The 18,789-nt window shown below is 33.6% G+C and carries 19 protein-coding genes; 10 read left to right on the plus strand and 9 right to left on the minus strand.

Translation table 11 applies throughout. From position 1 onward, the window contains the following. Positions 1 to 161: 161 nt before the first annotated feature. The gene (ispE, locus tag GCQ56_RS11390) at positions 162 to 977 is read left to right on the plus strand and encodes a 4-(cytidine 5'-diphospho)-2-C-methyl-D-erythritol kinase (protein WP_299994376.1); all 816 of its coding nucleotides are present in this window, start codon (positions 162 to 164) and stop codon (positions 975 to 977) included. Positions 978 to 1,034: 57 nt separating this feature from the next. Here ispE and GCQ56_RS11395 read toward each other — a convergent pair whose 3' ends face one another. The 4 genes from GCQ56_RS11395 to tgt form a co-directional block, all read right to left on the minus strand. Continuing rightward, a complete protein-coding gene (locus GCQ56_RS11395) occupies positions 1,035 to 1,343 on the minus strand; it encodes a biotin/lipoyl-containing protein (RefSeq protein ID WP_152734578.1) in 309 nt (102 codons plus the stop codon). A gap of 12 nt (positions 1,344 to 1,355) precedes the next feature. Continuing rightward, positions 1,356 to 2,900, minus strand: a complete 1,545-nt coding sequence (locus GCQ56_RS11400) for an acyl-CoA carboxylase subunit beta (protein WP_152734579.1) — start codon at positions 2,898 to 2,900, stop codon at positions 1,356 to 1,358. A 199-nt stretch (positions 2,901 to 3,099) separates the two neighbouring features. Continuing rightward, complete coding sequence (locus GCQ56_RS11405; RefSeq protein WP_152734580.1) at positions 3,100 to 4,176, minus strand: LptF/LptG family permease; 1,077 nt, start codon at positions 4,174 to 4,176, stop codon at positions 3,100 to 3,102. A 120-nt stretch (positions 4,177 to 4,296) separates the two neighbouring features. After that, complete coding sequence (gene tgt, locus GCQ56_RS11410; protein ID WP_152734581.1) at positions 4,297 to 5,427, minus strand: tRNA guanosine(34) transglycosylase Tgt; 1,131 nt, start codon at positions 5,425 to 5,427, stop codon at positions 4,297 to 4,299. A 224-nt stretch (positions 5,428 to 5,651) separates the two neighbouring features. Here tgt and GCQ56_RS11415 point away from each other — a divergent pair, with 224 nt between their 5' ends. The 7 genes from GCQ56_RS11415 to GCQ56_RS11445 all read left to right on the plus strand — a co-directional run bounded on the left by GCQ56_RS11415 (position 5,652) and on the right by GCQ56_RS11445 (position 11,564). Beyond that, on the plus strand, positions 5,652 to 6,767 hold the full coding sequence (locus GCQ56_RS11415) for a glycosyltransferase (protein WP_152734582.1): 1,116 nt from the start codon (positions 5,652 to 5,654) through the stop codon (positions 6,765 to 6,767). Then, positions 6,767 to 7,381 carry an RNA polymerase sigma factor gene (locus GCQ56_RS11420; RefSeq protein ID WP_152734583.1) on the plus strand — a complete coding sequence of 205 codons (615 nt, stop codon included), beginning with the start codon at positions 6,767 to 6,769 and terminating at the stop codon, positions 7,379 to 7,381. The genes GCQ56_RS11415 and GCQ56_RS11420 overlap by 1 nt, the downstream gene beginning before the upstream one ends. A gap of 75 nt (positions 7,382 to 7,456) precedes the next feature. After that, positions 7,457 to 8,077, plus strand: coding sequence for a 16S rRNA (guanine(527)-N(7))-methyltransferase RsmG (gene rsmG, locus GCQ56_RS11425; RefSeq protein ID WP_152734584.1), 621 nt, complete (start codon positions 7,457 to 7,459; stop codon positions 8,075 to 8,077). 103 nt (positions 8,078 to 8,180) lie between these two features. Next, the gene (rpmH, locus tag GCQ56_RS11430) at positions 8,181 to 8,339 is read left to right on the plus strand and encodes a 50S ribosomal protein L34 (RefSeq protein WP_110363239.1); all 159 of its coding nucleotides are present in this window, start codon (positions 8,181 to 8,183) and stop codon (positions 8,337 to 8,339) included. Between the two features lie 336 nt (positions 8,340 to 8,675). Beyond that, the gene (locus GCQ56_RS11435) at positions 8,676 to 9,503 is read left to right on the plus strand and encodes a PASTA domain-containing protein (RefSeq protein WP_152734585.1); all 828 of its coding nucleotides are present in this window, start codon (positions 8,676 to 8,678) and stop codon (positions 9,501 to 9,503) included. 15 nt (positions 9,504 to 9,518) lie between these two features. After that, a complete protein-coding gene (locus GCQ56_RS11440) occupies positions 9,519 to 10,577 on the plus strand; it encodes an RluA family pseudouridine synthase (protein WP_152734586.1) in 1,059 nt (352 codons plus the stop codon). A gap of 15 nt (positions 10,578 to 10,592) precedes the next feature. Continuing rightward, complete coding sequence (locus tag GCQ56_RS11445; protein WP_152734587.1) at positions 10,593 to 11,564, plus strand: D-alanine--D-alanine ligase; 972 nt, start codon at positions 10,593 to 10,595, stop codon at positions 11,562 to 11,564. 401 nt (positions 11,565 to 11,965) lie between these two features. On the opposite strand, the gene gcvP is transcribed toward GCQ56_RS11445, so the two are convergent. From gcvP to thpR, 3 genes are all read right to left on the minus strand, one after another. Further along, positions 11,966 to 14,857 (minus strand): aminomethyl-transferring glycine dehydrogenase, encoded by a 2,892-nt coding sequence (gene gcvP, locus GCQ56_RS11450; RefSeq protein ID WP_152734588.1) that lies wholly within the window; start codon positions 14,855 to 14,857, stop codon positions 11,966 to 11,968. 295 nt (positions 14,858 to 15,152) lie between these two features. Beyond that, positions 15,153 to 15,800, minus strand: coding sequence for an MBL fold metallo-hydrolase (locus GCQ56_RS11455; protein ID WP_152734589.1), 648 nt, complete (start codon positions 15,798 to 15,800; stop codon positions 15,153 to 15,155). Positions 15,801 to 15,862: 62 nt separating this feature from the next. Continuing rightward, positions 15,863 to 16,429 (minus strand): RNA 2',3'-cyclic phosphodiesterase, encoded by a 567-nt coding sequence (gene thpR, locus GCQ56_RS11460; RefSeq protein WP_152734590.1) that lies wholly within the window; start codon positions 16,427 to 16,429, stop codon positions 15,863 to 15,865. Between the two features lie 87 nt (positions 16,430 to 16,516). On the opposite strand from thpR, the gene elbB reads away from it, so the two are divergent. Next, positions 16,517 to 17,170 (plus strand): isoprenoid biosynthesis glyoxalase ElbB, encoded by a 654-nt coding sequence (elbB, locus tag GCQ56_RS11465; protein WP_152734591.1) that lies wholly within the window; start codon positions 16,517 to 16,519, stop codon positions 17,168 to 17,170. 63 nt (positions 17,171 to 17,233) lie between these two features. Then, the gene (locus GCQ56_RS11470) at positions 17,234 to 17,794 is read left to right on the plus strand and encodes a hypothetical protein (protein WP_152734592.1); all 561 of its coding nucleotides are present in this window, start codon (positions 17,234 to 17,236) and stop codon (positions 17,792 to 17,794) included. Between the two features lie 4 nt (positions 17,795 to 17,798). Here the strand turns inward: GCQ56_RS11470 and GCQ56_RS11475 are convergent, their stop codons facing one another. Beyond that, entirely contained in the window at positions 17,799 to 18,026 is a 228-nt protein-coding gene (locus GCQ56_RS11475; RefSeq protein ID WP_152734593.1) for a hypothetical protein, read from the minus strand. A gap of 83 nt (positions 18,027 to 18,109) precedes the next feature. After that, on the minus strand, positions 18,110 to 18,757 hold the full coding sequence (locus GCQ56_RS11480; protein ID WP_152734594.1) for a DUF4294 domain-containing protein: 648 nt from the start codon (positions 18,755 to 18,757) through the stop codon (positions 18,110 to 18,112). Positions 18,758 to 18,789: the final 32 nt, after the last annotated feature.

The raw sequence follows: 18,789 nt of genomic DNA on the forward strand, positions 1-18,789 counted from the left end.
CACGATTCGAAGGAGAAAAAATAATTCAGGATTCCATATTGCCTGAAATTTTAGAATGCAAAGATAAAGATAGAAAATAAAAATGCCATCCATAGATTTTTTTAGTTTGACAAATGATCTATTTTTACTCAATAAATTTTATCAACTCAAATAGTAGAACAGTGCTAAATTTCCCAAATGCAAAAATCAATTTAGGTTTAAATATTGTTGAAAAGCGATCTGATGGATTTCATAATATTGAAACAATTTTTTATCCTATTCCTTTAACTGATGCCTTAGAAATTACAAAATCAGATAATACTGATCCATACACCTTCAGTTCTTCAGGAATTCCTATTAACATTTCAGATAGAGAAAACATTGTTGTAAAAGCATTTGAATTAATTCATAAAAATTTTAACATTCCATCTACAAACATTCATCTTCACAAAAATATTCCGTTTGGTGCTGGTTTAGGCGGAGGATCTGCTGATGCAGCATTTATGATTAAAATGCTAAACGAATATTACAATTTAAACATCGGCATCAATAAAATGGAAGAATTGGCTTGTGAATTGGGTAGCGATTGTCCTTTTTTTATTTCTAACCAACCTGTTTTTGCCGAAGGAAAAGGAGAGATTTTCTCTTCAGTTAAAGTTGATCTTTCAGGCTACCATATCGTAATGATAAAACCAGACATTCATATCAGTACTCCTGAAGCCTATGCTGGTGTTAGACCAAAACAAAGCAAAACATCACTTCAAAAGTTAATCGAACTCCCAATCCAGGATTGGAAAGAAAATATTTTTAATGATTTTGAAGAAAGTATATTTCCAAATCATCCATTATTGGCACAATTAAAAAATGAATTGTACAGCAACGGAGCTATCTATGCTGCAATGTCGGGAAGTGGATCAACTATCTTTGGACTATTTAAAGAAGAACCTTCTATACAACAAAATTGGAAAAAACATTTCAACTGGGTAGGAAAACTATAACAAACAAAAAGGGATTGTCATTAAAACAATCCCTTTATATTTTTCATCAAAGAAAGATTACTCAATTTCTAACATCAATAATCTGTTAGGAACTTTTATTCCTTCTTCTACATGAATTTTTTTAATTACACCGTCAAAAGGCATTTTGATCTGATTCTTCATCTTCATAGCTTCAAGAATCATTAGACTTTCGCCTTCTTTCACTTCCTGCCCTTCTTTAACGAAAATTTCAACAATTGTTCCAGGAATAAATGAGTTGATATGCTTTGGATTAGGCTTAACCCAAGGCTTTCTATTTTCAAATTTCTTGGTTAGTTCTGTTTTGTAAACAGTACCATCAACGTTGAATTCTTTTAAATTTTCCATAACGAATAATTTTTAGAATGGAGGAATACCGTGTTTTTTAGCTGGTCTTCTATCAACCTTGTTATTAGATACCTCAATAGAATGTAACAACATATTACGCGTCTCTTCAGGTTCGATAACAGTATCGATATAACCTTTAGCTGCTGCAACGTAAGGATTTGCGAATTTCTCTCTGTATTCTGCAACCTTCTCTTTTCTCATTGCTTCAGGATCTTCTGCTGCCATAATTTCTTTTCGGAAGATAATATTTGCAGCTCCATCAGGACCCATAACAGCAATTTCAGCATTTGGCCATGCAAACATGAAATCTGCCTTCATATGACGAGAGTTCATTGCAATATAACCTCCACCGTAAGCTTTACGGATAATAACAGTAATTTTTGGTACTGTCGCCTCAGAGTAAGCATAAAGAATCTTCGCACCATGGCGAATAACTCCCATGTGTTCCTGATCAACACCTGGTAGGTAACCTGGCATATCCTCAAGAGTAACAATAGGAATGTTAAATGAATCGCAGTAACGGATAAAACGCGCTGCCTTATCAGATGAATCACAATCCAATACACCAGCTAAAACAAGTGGTTGATTCGCAACGAATCCTACTGTTTCACCATTCATTCTACCAAAACCAATTACTATATTTCTTGCGAAATTTTCCATAATCTCAAAGAAATCTGAATCATCAGAAATAGATTTGATTACATTACGGATGTCGTAAGGCTGAGTAGGATCAGCAGGAACAATTTCCTCAATTTTGTATTCTGGCTTAGGAGGCTTTGGTGGGAAAGCTTTGGCTTTCTTCGCGTTGTGCCAAGGAATAAAGGTAAGTAGCTTCTTAATTTGTTCGAAGCATTCGTACTCGCTTTGAGCATAGAAATGAGCATTACCTGTGATTTCGCTATGAACTTTAGCTCCACCCAGTTCTTCCATACTAATTTCTTCACCCAATACGGTTTTAATTACCTCTGGGCCGGTAATAAACATTTTCGAAATGTTTTCTACCACAAACACGAAGTCGGTAAGCGCAGGAGAATAAACAGCACCACCAGCACAAGGACCAAGAATAACTGACAATTGAGGGATTACACCTGATGCTAATGTATTACGGAAAAAGATTTCTCCATATCCGGCAAGTGAATTTACACCTTCCTGAATACGAGCTCCACCCGAATCATTAATACCAATCAATGGCACACGCATTTTCAATGCATGATCCATGATCTTTGTAATTTTACGTGCATGCATAAGACCTAAAGAACCTCCAGCTACTGTAAAATCCTGTGCGAAAATACACACTGGTTCACCGTAGATTGTTCCTGTTCCTATAATAACACCATCACCATGAAGTTGTTTCTTTTCCATACCGAAGTCGCGAGCCTCATGCTCAACAAACATATCGTATTCATGAAAAGAATCTTCATCTAAAATAGATGTTACCCTTTCTCTAGCAGTCAACTTTCCCATCGCAACTTGCTTCTGGATAGCTTTTTCACCGCCACCTTGAAGCACTTTTTCTTTTCTCTTTCTAAGATCAAGAATGTTTCGTTTCAATGACATAATCTGTACATTTAGTTAGAAAATATATATCTCTATATATGTTGAATTTCAATAGCTCATGAAATTCCAAGCTACAACGTTAGTAATTTTTGAGCTAGAAAAAAATTCTAGCCTAAACTACCTTAATGTTCCAGCTATATAAAATAAGCTCTTTATCCTGATAATCAAAACAATTCGCAAAAAACTATTTAGAATTATTCTATTTAGGTGCAATTCTATACAAATACAATGCTATTATAGTAAACACAATATTAGGTAACCAAACTGCCAACATAGGATTCATATTGCCGTTTGTCGCGAAAACAACTGATATTTGCATAAATAGTATAAATGAGAAACTTAACAAAAGACCTATTCCAAGGTGTAATCCCATTCCTCCTCTAACTTTTCTTGATGCTAAAGAAGCTCCAATAAGAGTCAATATAAACGTTGAGAATGGATTTGCCATTCTTTTGTACTTCTCAATTTTATATGCATTAATATTACTGTCACCTCTCATAGTTTGCTGATCAATATAATTATTCAGCTCACTATAATTCATTGCTTCAACAAGATATTTTTTTCGCCCAAACTCCTTAGGTCCAAAATTTAAAGTTGTATCAATTTTTCTTCCCGATTCAAAAATTTCTTTTTCTCCATCATAATGTCGAATAAAGTAATCATTAATAGTCCATCGCTTGTTTTCTTTATTCCAACGAATATATTTTGAGGTTAGTTTAGAAACCAATTCTTTTCCTTCAAATTTCTCTAATGCAAATCGATACCCCGTATTACTAGAGGTTTCCCAATTTTGCATATAAATAAAAACACCTGGTTCTATTTGTCGGTGGATATTTCTTTCCTTATTTCGATATTGCTTTTTGATATAAGTTTCGGTAAAATCTATTCTCTTCTGATTTGCAGGTGGAATAATATAATTACTCAGCATAAAAGAAAAAACACCAATAACCAATGCCGATAAAAAATAGGGAAACATCATCCTTCGGAAACTTATTCCACTACTTAAAATGGCAATAATCTCAGTATCGTACGCCATCTTTGAAGTAAAAAAGATTACCGCAATAAATGTGAACAGTGCACTAAAGAGATTGGCAAAATAAGGTATAAAGTTCAGGTAGTAATCAAATAGAACAGCTTTAAGTGGAGCTTCCTTGTCAATAAATTCATCAATATGTTCGGAAAAATCAAATATCACCGAAATACTGATAATTAACACAATAGCAAAAAAGAAAGTACCTAAAAACTTACGAATAATATATAAATCTAATTTTCTCAAAACCTGTTATTTAATTTCTAATATTTTCGAAAATCCTCGAAAATAAACTTACCGGAATAAAAGTAAAACTTATTCTTCAAATAGCAATTAGCCTTTCTCTAATGTAAGATTTTTTAACACTTACAAGCGAGTTGCTAACTTTTTAACCATGATATCTTTCCAAGCAGAAAATGTTCCAGCATTAATATGCTCACGAGCCTCTCTAACTAACCATAAGTAAAATGCCAAATTGTGAATACTACAAATTTGAGATCCTAATAGTTCACCAGAATGAATCAAGTGTCGAACATAAGATTTTGAATAAGCTTGATCCACAAATGAAGTTCCATTTGGATCAATCTTTGAAAAATCGTCAGCCCATTTCTTATTTTTAATATTGATGATACCTTCACTCGTAAAAATCATACCATTTCGTCCATTACGAGTTGGCATAACACAGTCGAACATATCAACACCTCTGGAAATAGCTTCCAAAATATTTACTGGTGTTCCTACGCCCATTAAATATCGTGGCTTATCTTCTGGTAGAACCTCATTCACCACTTCAATCATAGAGTACATTTCTTCTACAGGTTCACCTACTGCTAAACCTCCAATTGCATATCCTTCCCTATCAAGAGATGCTGCATGTTCCGCGGCTTTAACTCTTAAATCATTGTATACACACCCTTGAACAATAGGAAATAAGGTTTGAGAATATCCATATTTAGCTTCGGTTTCATCAAATCTTTTCACACATCGTTCCAACCAACGCTGAGTCAATCCCAATGAATTTTTAGCATATTCATAGGTCGATGTTCCCGGAGGACACTCATCAAAAGCCATTATGATATCTGCACCAATTGTTCTCTGAATATCCATTACATTTTCAGGAGTAAAAAAATGCTTCGATCCATCAATATGAGATCTAAACATAGCTCCTTCCTCAGTCAACTTACGATTATCAGCTAATGAAAATACTTGAAACCCTCCACTATCGGTCAGTATAGGACGTTCCCATCCATTAAACTTATGCAAACCTCCTGCTTTCTCAAGAACATCCAAACCAGGACGCAAATACAAATGGTAAGTATTTCCTAGTATTATTTCAGCATTAACATCATCTCTCAACTCACGTTGGTGCACTCCCTTAACAGACCCCAGAGTTCCAACTGGCATAAATATAGGAGTTTGTATTTTTCCATGATCGGTTGTAATCTCTCCTGTTCTTGCAGAAGATTTTGGATCTGTATTTTGTAATTTAAAATCCATATTGACTGTTTTAATGGTATGTAAAACTCTAGTTTTACAAAAATCGGCAACAAAGATACTAATTAATCTTAGTTCTTTATCGAGATGTATAATTCTAGATGATTTGAGCAGATTGTAACGATTACTTACATCTTTCATTCTTTGAATAAAAACAGACAATTCATCTTTTAAATCCTAAAGATTCTCTTATTTTTGGGAATCATAAAAACTAAAACTTAAATCAATTGCCTACTTATTCTCTCACACCGTTTCAATTATTTATTGCTATTGGATTTTCAATTTCATTCCTTTTCTACTTTTCATTTCAAATCTTTTATTTCATCAAATACAAACGCAATAAATCACCTAGAACTACCCAACACAACAAAAGTGTTTCCATTATCATTTGCTCTAAAAATCAAGCAGAACAACTAAAGGAAAATCTTCCATTTTTCTTAAATCAAAACTATCCCAATTTTGAAATTATTTTGGTGAATGATTGTAGCACTGATAATACAGAAGAGATCATTCGTGTCCTCCAAAGTAAACATTCAAATTTAAAGACTACTAACATTCCTATTGATGAAAAATTTAATCACAATAAAAAACTAGCCTTAACTATTGGAATAAAAGCAGCTAAAAACGACCAACTTATTTTTTCCAACCCCAACTGCAAACCCGTAAATGAAAATTGGCTTACAAATACTATAAACTCCATTTGTGAAAACAACTATTCGGGCTATTCTAATTTTGAGAACAAAAAAGGCTTCTTGTATAATTTCATGAAATACGATTTGCTAATGCAAAGTTTAAAAGTATCTGCATTTTCTTCAATAAGAAAAACCTATGCTGCAAATGGAGATAATATGGGATACTCAAAAACTAACTTTTTCAGTAAAAAAGCATTCGCTGGTCATTCCCACTTCGAAGCTGGTTACGACCATCTAGCACTTCGTAAAATTAGCTCAGATTCAAAAGTTTCCTCTACACTTTCTTACGATACTAAAACTCTTATCAGTTCCACTCAAGCACAAGTTGACTGGAAAAAGGTCAACCTAAACTACTATATAAGTAGAAAATTTATCCCAAAAGGGATTAGGCTTTTAATCAATTTAGATTTTGTGAGTAAAGTTTGTTTGTATTTGTTTCTACTCGCTGGACTACTATTTACAAATCATTACATATTTTTTACCGCCATAAGTGTAGTTGGATTATTTATTTCCGGATACTGTTTTAAAATAATGACAAGGGATTTGAAGGAAGCGAATTTATTTTTATCTTCGTATGTATACGGTCTTATCAGACCGTTTTCGAAATTGCTATTTTATATCAAAAGTCTCATTCTCAGTAAACGATTATAATGGAAATAAATCCGAATCTCTCCGAAAAAGCTCAGTACGATTACAGGCTTGTTTTAGCCTCGGTTAATGGTGATCAAAAAGCTTACGAGGAACTTTTCAAAAGGTATAAGGACGCAATCTTTTTCATGTTATTAAAAATGGTTAATAACAAAAATGATGCTGAAGATTTAACTTTTGAAGCATTCGGAAAAGCCTTTCGTAATATAAAGCAATATTCTCCTAAATATGCTTTTAGCACATGGCTATTTAAAATCGCCTCTAACAACTGTATCGATTTTTTAAGAAAGAAAAAAGGAAATACGATATCAATCGATGGTAAGGATGATAAAGAGAATGAAAGATCTATCACGCTTGAGTCGGGAGGTTTAAACCCAGAACAGGAATTTGTAAAAAAGCAGAAGGCAAAAATAATGCGTAACGAAGTTAGTCGATTAAAAGAAAGGTATCGTCGATTGATCGAACTTCGTTATTTTGAGGAATTCTCTTACGATGAAATCGCTCAAGAGCTTAAATTGCCAATCGGGACCGTTAAAGCTCAACTTTTTAGAGCACGCGAATTACTCTTCAACAACCTTAAAGATTCAGAAGTGAAAATCGAAAAGAAAAAGAAGTAATTTCTTTTTTGCCTTGAGTTAAACTCATAGCTTCCAAATTAGTTTTTATCTTTGCCAACTCAAATTACAATTGGCATGGAAATCATTGAAAAATATTTTACAGACTTAACTGAGGATCAAAAAGACAAATTTTCTCAGCTGCAATCTCTATACACTCATTGGAACGATCAAATCAATGTTATTTCTCGAAAAGATATTGATTCATTGTATCTACATCATGTGTTGCATTCTCTTTCAATAGCAAAGGTGATTCAATTTGAACCAGGAACCAAAATTATGGATGTTGGTTGTGGTGGCGGATTTCCAGGAATTCCTTTAGCTATCATGTTTCCAGAAACTGATTTTTTCCTGGTAGATTCGATCGGAAAAAAAATAAAAGTGGTAAATGAAGTTGCAACAGCATTAGGATTAAAAAACTTACGAGCAGAACACACTAGAGTTCAACAAGTAAAAGACAAATTTGATTTTATTGTCAGCCGAGCCGTGACCGCTTTTCCGAAATTTGTGAACATGGTTCGTAAAAATAGTGAGCAAAAAGATAAAAATAGTTTAGCCAACGGAATCCTCTATATTAAGGGTGGAGATTTTCAGGAAGAAATCGCTGGATACGGTGATAAAGTAATGCTTTTCGACTGTACCGATTTTTTTAAAGAGGAGTTCTTTGAAACTAAAAAAGTTGTACATCTTGAGCTTTAATGAATTTTTTTTCGAACATCCTTTTGTCAGATTAAAAAAAACCCTATTTTTGCAGTCCAAAATCAACGCATATAATAACTTTATTAGATAAAAATTTTTCGCGATGAAAAGAACATTTCAACCATCAAATAGAAAGAGAAGAAATAAACACGGTTTCAGAGAAAGAATGTCTTCTGTAAGCGGAAGAGCCGTATTATCTCGTAGAAGAGCTAAAGGCAGAAAGAAAGTTTCTGTATCTAGCGAACGCAGACACAAAGCTTAATTTTAAATTAAGTAACCGATATACAGAAAGTAAGGAATATCTATTCTTTACTTTTTTGTATTTTACAGAGTTTGCAAAAAATGATGGGAGTTCCGGAGGAACTCTTTTTTTTTGCCTTAAAATCTACACTTTAATAATCAATGCAAGTATTAAATCATTTACAAGCTCGATAAAATATAGGCTCAAATTTCATTTTTAGGTTTCTTAAATCTAAAAATCTCTGTTATTTTTGTAAGATGTGAAAAGATTGAAAAAATAATTTCTTTCGAATCAACACAATTACATAGCTCTGTAAGCAGTTATTTAAAATATCTGCCAATCAAAAATCAAAAACGGATGAAATCAGGAAATTTCTTTAAAAGTAAACTATTCCTCTTCCAAATAGGACTTGCTTTACTAGTTACAATTGTTTTGGTATGGATTACGCTATCCGGATTAAAATGGTATACACATCATGGTGAAAAATTGAGTGTCCCTGATCTTTATGGATCAAGTCTGGAAGATGCAGCCAACAAAATAGAATCAGAAAATTTAAGATACTCTGTTTACGATTCTATTTATGATCCAAAGTTAGAGCCTGGAACCGTTTTAGACCAAAGACCTATTGCCGGAGCTATTGTTAAAAGAAACAGAAATCTATTTTTAACCATCAATGCTCATAAACCAGAACAGGTTCGTTTTCCAAATTTGGTTGACAATTCCTTCCGTCAGGCGTATGAATTACTAATGACCAATGGATTTAAAATTGGACGTCTGGAATATAACGAAAGCCAATTCTTTAACTTGGTACTTTATCCAAAATACAAGGGAGACTCAATTAACACTGGAAGCATGATCAACAAAGGTGCTACTATTGATTTGGTTTTGGGTAGAGGAAAAACCTATGGAATTATAGCTCCAAACCTTATAGGGAAAAGCCAAATCCAGGCAAAAGAAAAAATTATATTATCGAATCTTAATTTAGGTTCAATTCGTTACGATGAATCAGTTTTAAATCACATGGACTCTTTGAAAGCTAAGGTTTTCAAGCAATATCCTACCTATAATGAGGATAGAAAAATAAGACCTGGGAGCAATATTGATGTTTGGCTTACAACCGATACAATAAAACTGCATCAAGCTGATTCAATTTTACAAAAAAGATTAAGCAAATTGCTTTACTAATATACAACTAGAAAAATGACAGAACAGGAACCAAAAGAAAATTTCAACACAGAGGAGGAATTTGATAGCAATCAGGAGGTGTTTGAACATTTTCGATTTGAAGTGGATCCAGGACAGAGCTTGCTTCGTATCGACAAATATTTAGTTGATAGAATGCAAAATGCGTCGAGAAATAAAATTCAGGATGCTGCCAATGCAGGCTGCATTCATGTAAACGATATTCCGGTAAAAAGGAACTATAAAGTGAAGCCAAACGATGTAATTACTATTGTTTTGAGCTATCCTCCACGCGAAATTGAAATCATTGCTCAAGATATTCCTTTGAATATTGTTTATGAGGATGATTCATTTTTAATTGTGAATAAAAATCCAGGAATGGTTGTTCATCCATCCTACGGACACTATTCTGGTACTTTGGTTAATGCTTTGGCATATCACCTTAAAGATCTTCCTCTATTCAATTCGGAAGATCCTCGACCAGGTTTGGTACATCGAATTGACAAGGACACTTCTGGAATTTTGGTTATTGCTAAAACCGAAGAGGCAAAAACAAAATTGGGACTTCAATTTTTTAATAAAACCAGCGACAGAAAATACCGCGCTTTGGTATGGGGTAATTTAGAGAACGACGAAGGAACCATTACTGGACATGTTGGCCGAAACTTAAAAAACCGAAAGGTCATGGATGTTTTCCCTGATGGAGAATATGGAAAACATGCAGTTACTCATTATAGAGTATTGGAACGATTGGGCTATGTTAATTTGGTAGAATGTATTTTGGAAACAGGAAGAACTCATCAAATTCGTGCGCATTTTAAGCATATTGGTCACCCTCTTTTCAATGATGCTGATTATGGTGGAGATCAAATCTTAAAAGGAACTACCTTTACCAAGTACAAACAATTTGTTCAGAACTGCTTTAAAATCTGTCCAAGACAAGCTCTTCACGCTAAAACATTAGGTTTCGATCATCCAGCAACAGGAGAATATATTTCTTTTGATTCGGAGATTCCTGAAGACATGAGTACTGTTATTCAAAAATGGAGAGATTATACATCCTTTAGAGAAGAATAAAATAGTAAGATATCAATGAAAAGAACAATTGCAGTTATTGCCGGAGGCGATTCATCTGAAATAGTTATATCGCGCCAAACAGCAGATCATATTTTTAATACTTTAGATAGGGATCTTTACGATCCATATTTACTTGAGATGATCGGTTTAGAATGGAATGTTAAAATAAATGAGCAATCCTATCCTATCGATAAAAATGATTTCAGCTTTACCAAAGATGGTAAAAAGATAAAATTTGATTTTGCCTATATAGCCATACATGGAACTCCGGGTGAAAATGGGGTTTTACAAGGATATCTGCAATTGCTTCAAATACCACATTCAACTTGCGGTGTTTTAAGTAGCTCTTTAAGCTTTAACAAGCATGCTTGCAATTCTTATCTTCAGAATTTAGGTTTTAAAATTGCCAAATCAGTTCTACTAAAAAAGAACGAAGAATATTCAATTGATGATATTCATACAAAATTAGACATGCCTTGCTTTGTGAAACCAAATGCCGATGGATCTAGTTTTGGTATCTCTAAAGTGAAAAAAGTTGCCGATTTAGAAGAAGCAATTCAAAAAGCATTTAATGAAGGAAACGAAGTTATAATCGAAGAATTTATTGATGGTTTGGAATTCACCTGTGGTTTGGTAAAAACGAAGAAAGAAAGTTTACTTTTTCCGGTAACAGAAGTACTTCCTAAAAAGGAGTTTTTTGATTTTGAAGCTAAATACGATCCAAATATGGCTGAAGAAATTACTCCTGCCAGAATTTCTGAAGATCTTACAAAACAAATTCAAAATCTATCATCGAATATTTACGATGCGTTAAAATGCAAAGGCATTGTGCGTGTTGATTATATGATTAGAGGTGAAGAAATAATTGTTCTGGAAGCAAACACCGTTCCTGGTATGACGGCAAACAGTTTTATACCAAAACAAGTTGCAGCAATGAATCGAGATTTAAAAGATATCCTAAGTTTAGTTATAGAAAATGAATTTTAATCTCTAAAGATAAAATTCATTTAAGGAAGCTTAAACTATTGATAAATTGATATTTACAAATACAGAAAAACGAAAAAAAAGCACTTTTTTTTCGTTTTTTTTTATCCTCTTGAAAGGCTTATAAAAAAAGGATAATTCTCATTTTTATGAAAATAACATGCTTAAAACTAAGTGGAAAAGAATAAAACACACCTAACTTTTTTACAACTCCCACGTAATAGTATGTAGATTTTAATGGATTATTTAATTCATTATTTCATAGTTAAATTTTAGGGTTAGTAATAGAACATGAAAAGGAGGCAGGGGCAGCCTCCTTTTTTATGCGCGAAAATATGATCAAATAAAAAATCCGATGAGTTTTACACTCACCGGATTCAATTTTATCTAAATGTTCTGATTAATCAATCAGCATCAATGAATTCTTCATTGTAAACCTCAAGAGGTGCACAAGTACACATTAAGTTACGATCACCGTAAGCATCATCAACTCGACCAACCGTTGGCCAGAATTTATTATCAGCAACCCATTTTAATGGATAAACTGCTTTCTTACGAGAATACGTATGATTCCACTCGTCATCAGTCATTACAAGATGTGTATGTGGAGCATTTTTCAACACATTATCAACCGTATCAGCTACACCATCTTCAATCTCTTTCATCTCTCCATTGATTTTAGCCAATGCTTCGATAAAACGATCTAACTCTTCCAATGGCTCACTTTCGGTTGGTTCAACCATTAAGGTTCCATGAACTGGGAAAGATAAAGTTGGAGCATGAAAACCGTAGTCCATCAATCGCTTCGCAATATCTGTATCCGTAATTCCAACAGATTTATTAAACTCACGACAATCGAAAATCATCTCGTGACCAACTCGTCCGTTTTCACCTTTATATAAAATCTTAAAACCTAATTTTTCGAATGAAGAAGCCAAATAGTTAGCATTTAAAATTGCCATTTCGGTAACTTCTTTCAATCCATCAGCTCCAAGCATTGCAATGTAACCGTAGGTAATTGGCAATACACTTGCCGATCCGAAAGGTGCAGCAGCTACCGCTGTAATTGCATTTTCGCCGCCAGTTTTTACATATTTATGAGAAGGTAAGAATTGTACCAAGTGTTCAGCCACTCCAATTGGACCAACTCCAGGACCACCACCACCATGAGGAATCGCGAATGTTTTGTGCAAGTTCAAGTGACAAACATCAGCACCAATGATTCCAGGATGTGTTAAACCTACCTGTGCATTCATATTCGCACCATCCATGTATACCTGACCACCATTATCATGAATCAGATCCATCATTTCCTTGATACCTGATTCGAATACACCGTGAGTAGAAGGATAAGTAATCATGTAAGCACACAAATCATCCTTATGCTTTTCAGCTTTCGATTTCAAGTCGTCAAACTTCACATTTCCATTCTCATCACAAGCAACGATTACCACTTTCATACCAGCTACTGTTACCGAAGCAGGATTTGTTCCATGAGCCGATGAAGGAATCAAAACAATATTTCTGTGACCTTCACCACGAGAAATATGATACTCTCGAATCACCATCAAACCAGTATATTCGCCAGCAGCACCAGAATTAGGCTGTAAAGTACATCCTGCAAATCCAGTAATAACTGATAACCACTGTTCCAATTCTGTGATGATTTGAGTATAACCATCAACCTGATTCATTGGTACAAAAGGGTGAATTCCACCAAACTCAGGCCAACTAATAGGTAACATTTCAACAGCAGCATTCAACTTCATTGTACATGATCCCAAAGAAATCATAGAAGTATTCAACCCAATGTCTTTTTTCTCAAGACTTTTGATGTAACGCATCATTGCCGTTTCGGAACGATAACGATTAAATACATCAAGAGTTAAGAAATCACTTGTTCTTGTGAATTTTGAATCGAAATAGAATTTCTCTTCTAATTCCTTATATGCAACTTCTGCTTTACCAGCAGCTTTTGCAAAAATATTTAAGATGGTATTAATTTCTTCCTTACTAATTTTTTCATCAGTAGAAATACCAATTGTTGTATCGTTAATGTAACGGAAGTTCAATTCTGCTTTTAATGCAGCTTCACGAATTTCTTCAACAGAAACTCCAGCAGGAACTACAACCTCTAATGTATCAAAGTAATTTTCTACATTTTGCTGATATCCTAATGCTTTTAATCCATCAGAAAGTTGACCTGCAGCAGAATGAATATGTGTAGCAATTCTCTTTAATCCTTCAGCACCATGATAAACACCATAGAAACCTGCCATTGTTGCCAATAAAGCCTGTGCTGTACAAATATTCGAAGTTGCTTTTTCACGCTTAATGTGTTGCTCACGAGTCTGCAATGCCATTCTAACCGCGTGATTTCCCTGAGCATCTTTGGTTACACCAATAATACGACCTGGAACATTACGTTTGTACGATTCACGGCAAGCAAGATAAGCTGCATGTGGTCCACCATAACCCATTGGAATACCAAAACGTTGAGTAGTACCTACAACAATATCAGCACCCCATTCTCCTGGAGGAGTTAACAATGTCAAACTCATTAAATCAGCAGCTACAGAAACCAATGATTCAACGGCATGAGCACGTTCCACAAAATCAGTATAATCTTCAATACTACCATTTGATGCAGGATATTGAACCACAGCGCCGAATACCTTATCAGTAAATTCAAAAGTCTTATAATCACCAATAACCAACTCAATTCCAAGAGGAGTTGCTCTGGTCATTAAAACATCCAAAGTTTGAGTATAAATTTTCTCATCAACAAAAAGTTGATTCGCTCCAGCCTTCTTCTTAGCACGAGAACGAAGTCCCTGCATCATGTACATGGTTTCACCCACTGCTGTTGCTTCATCAAGAAGAGAACAGTTTGCCAATTCCATTTTGGTTAAATCCAAAACCATAGTCTGAAAGTTCAACAAAGCTTCTAATCTACCTTGTGAAACTTCTGCCTGATACGGAGTATAAGGTGTATACCATCCTGGATTTTCCAGCACATTTCTTTGAATTACCGCAGGTGTAATGGTATCGTAGTAACCTTGTCCAATAAAAGTACGGAACAATTTATTCTTAGCAGCAATTCCTTTAATCTTCGAAAAATATTCGTATTCCGATAACGCTTGAGGTAAATCTAACGCTTTATCTAATCTAATATCCGAAGGGATTGTTTCTTCAATCAGGGCATCAATTGATGATGCGCCAACAGTTTCCAACATGGTTTTGATATCGCCATTGCGAGGACCAATGTGACGGGAAACAAACTTTTCGCTTGCCATATTGTTGTTAAAATTAGTTGTTGTTATAAAATATTTGTGAGTGTAAATGTAAGAAAAGAATTAAGATTTAGAAGTCTAAGTTATCGATTTCGGACTCTGTTTTTTAACATTCTACCACAATCTACACAAAGCTCTTAACAAATTGTTTTATAGACGAATACAAACCTGATATTTGTCATATTTTCTATGGTAAATTTGGTCGTTCTCCATTCTTTAAAAATCTTATTAAATCCTTCTCGAAATCTATAATAAAAAAAACCTCTTCTAAGTGAAGAGGTTTTTTCTAAAAATATTTTTATAAGCCTTTCAGAAACACATTGTTATTTCTTTCGTGCCCTATACTGGTTGCAGGTCCATGTCCGGGGTAAACACTCACTTCATCATCTAAAACAAGAAGTTTGGTTTTGATTCCTTCAATTAGCTGTTCGTAATTACCGTATGGCAAATCTGTGCGTCCAATACTTTCTCTAAACAAAACATCGCCAACAATGGCAAACTTTTGATCTTCATTGTAAAAAACGACATGACCTGGTGAATGACCTGGCACATGCAATACTTTCAATTCAGAATTTCCAAATTTAATAATGTCACCATCAACAATTGCAGTTCCCATTTTTGGAGGCTCAACTACATTTTCCAAGCCCAAACGAACACCATAATTTGGAGCTTCAGCTAAAAGAAATTCATCATCTTTATGAGCATGAGTAAGCAATCCGAACTGATCCTTCATGAACTGATTTCCCAAAACATGATCGATATGCAAGTGAGTGTTCAATTGTTTTACCAATTTCAATCCTTTTTTCTCAACAAAATCGATTAGTTTTTTGCCTTCATCTTCGAAAAAAACACCACAGTCTATCAAAACTGCTTCTCCTGTTTCATCGTGTAGAATATATGTATTTTCTTGCCAGTGATTAACCACCAAAGTTTCAATCGTAATCATATCATTATTTTTTAAGTAGCCCAAATTTACATCTTATTACATTAGTAGAAAAATCAAAGTGTTTAAAATTTCAATTCAAATTTATCCAATACTTTATATACAGGTCCTGATTGATTTAAAATACTCTCCATTAAAACAATCTCTTCAACAGCAAACGACTCATCCTCCCAATTTGCATAAGAATCTAAAATGGAGTTAACCCAGTCAGGATTTTTAACGCCCATTTTAATTCTGCCTAATGTTACATGAGGTGAAAAGCGCACATCTCCTATTTCCACAATATATTTTAATTGCTTTACTATTTCTGCATGAAGATTGTAAATTATTTCATCGCTGTTAACGCCCAACCACAATACTCTTGGTTTAGAATTGCTAGGGAAAGCCCCTAGTGATTCTAGTTGAATATGAAACTGAGGAATATTTCTCACCAATTCTCTCAACCTGTTTTTTATCAAAGGAATTTTTCGAATATCAGTAGTACCTAGAAAGCAAAGAGTGATATGTAATCCTTTAATATCAACCCATTTTATCCATTCATCTTTTAATTCGACTTGTACTTGTCGAAAAATCTTACGAATTTGATTGGTATTGGCTATCTTTATTGCTATAAATATTCGCTTTGTTTCCATGAGCTTGTTTCGGTTTCTATTTCTGATCAATTTCTAAAGTTAAAAGTGATTCATAAATCAAGTATCTTAAAACTAAATCATATCAAAATGAATTCAAAGAAAAAATTTGCTGTTGTTCTTGCTGGTTCGGGTGTATACGATGGATCTGAAATTCATGAGGCAACTTTGGCTCTTTATGCGATCTCGAAAAATGGAGGTGAATATCAAATATTTGCTCCCGACAACGATCAGTTTCACGTAATCAATCACATTACAGGTGAAGAAATGCCAGAGAAAAGAAACGTGTTGGTGGAAGCTGCTCGAATTGCTCGTGGTAATATTAAAAACCTGAAGGAATTTAAAGCCGATGAATTTGATGCAATTCTTTTTCCAGGAGGATTTGGTGTAGCAAAAAACTTATGTACATTTGCTTTTCATGGTCCAGATTGCCAGGTGAATACAGATGTTGAAACAGCATTAAAAGCTATGCACACAGCCAGTAAGCCTATTGGTGCACTTTGCATTGCTCCAGCTCTTATAGCAAAAATTTTGGGTAAAGTAGAAGTTACAATTGGTCAGGATACAGGCACTGCTGAAGCTATTACTTCACTTGGTGCAACGCATGTAAATACCAATCACGGTGAAATCGTTTTTGATAAAGAAAATAAAATCGTAACCACACCTTGTTATATGCTTGATGCAACAATTGCTCAAATTGGCGAAGGAGCCGAAAATGTGGTAAAAACAATTATGGCATTATAAACGAAAACCTAATTGTTGGCTTAATGTTATTTTACTTTAAGCCGACAAAACCTTATTTCATCTATGAAAAATCGCAATACAAAAGATGTTGGTGAAAATCACATCTATGCTTTTATCCTTTCCAATTTATTTTTATTTGTCGGAATTTTCTTCTCTTTAAATTCAGTATCAGAAGTTGCCATTCTTTTTTATTCCCTATCCTTAAACCTATTTTCGATATGGGTTATTTTTTATTCTTCATTAAAAAAGAAACTTGCACATTACACAGAGTATTTTAACAATTTGAAAATTGGTATTTTATGTGTTGCTGCAATTTTACCTGTATTTTTAATGCTTATCCCCCTATTGGTACAACCCGATTTAAGTAAAACATTATTGTTGGGTTTAAGCTGGATTGTATGTTTAATAAGTAAAGCTCTCCTTTCTAATTATTACTCGTGGGAATTAAATGCCGAACAATTAATGAATAATTATAGAATGAATATTGGTGATACCAGAGATGCAAAATTCGAAGAATTAAAGAGTTTTATTGAGATCAATCCTGATAAGTTTGCTCGTTATGTTGAAAAATCTGAATTGTATGATGATAGGATTGAGGATTTTATTACATCCAAAACTCATTAAGAATTTAAACATCTCCTCCTGTTAAATTATTCCAATTATCTGAGAATCCATTTTTATTATCTCTTTGTTTCAATTTTACCTTAATATCTGATTTATCATCTTTTAAAATATTATAAACAATAAATCCCCAAATAAAAGGAACTAAAAATGTTAAAATAATATTATAATTCTTTTGCTTTTCACTTAAGGAATTAGAATTACTAATTTGTCTAAAAACAAAGTATAAATACACCAAATAAATAATTATTCCACAAATTAAGATGAGCTCATAATTTTTAAAAGAAAGTTATAACTCTTTCTATAAATATCAGATATTTAATTAATCCTTTTCATTGGTAATTTTCGTGGAGGTCTTAATTCCTGATTTTTCATTCTGTCTAATATTTCTTCTACCATCCAATCATCACCTAAAGGATCGTATTCAGCTTTTAAGGATGTGCCAAACATTACAGCTATCGATTGCCAAAAAATGGCAGTAAACGATCCTTTCAATTCTTTTAAATGATGATAACTGCTATTTCCTGTTTCTCTATCAATCAATTTCATTAAAAGTTTACCTTGAGAGATTTTCAATTTCATTAAAGGCTTCTTATACTCCTTCATTAAACCTTTGTATTCCTTTCGAATTAACTTTCTTCTGGCTTTTTTACTATCAAGAGATTTAAGTTGAATATTTAATTGCTCAATGGTTTTATTGGCAGCTTCAGCATACGGATAGACAACTCGAATATTTCGAACTGTCCTCCAATATTTACGAGTTGACCGATAATGTTTTCTCCTCTTTCTCTTGTAGTGCTTAATTTTAACTTCGTCGAGATTGACATGCAAATTGGTATCAAGAAAAACAACTGTATCCATCTTATTATGAACAAATAGTAAATTAATTGATTTTGCTTCTACAACACTGGTAAAAACAAAAACGAATATCAAAACCAGACCTATTTTAAAATATCGAATATCCACAATTCAAATTTAAACTTTCTATCTTTAAACGA

It is taken from the genome of Marinifilum sp. N1E240 (genome assembly GCF_009295825.1).
GTDB classification, from domain to species: Bacteria; Bacteroidota; Bacteroidia; order Bacteroidales; family Marinifilaceae; genus Marinifilum_A; species Marinifilum_A sediminis.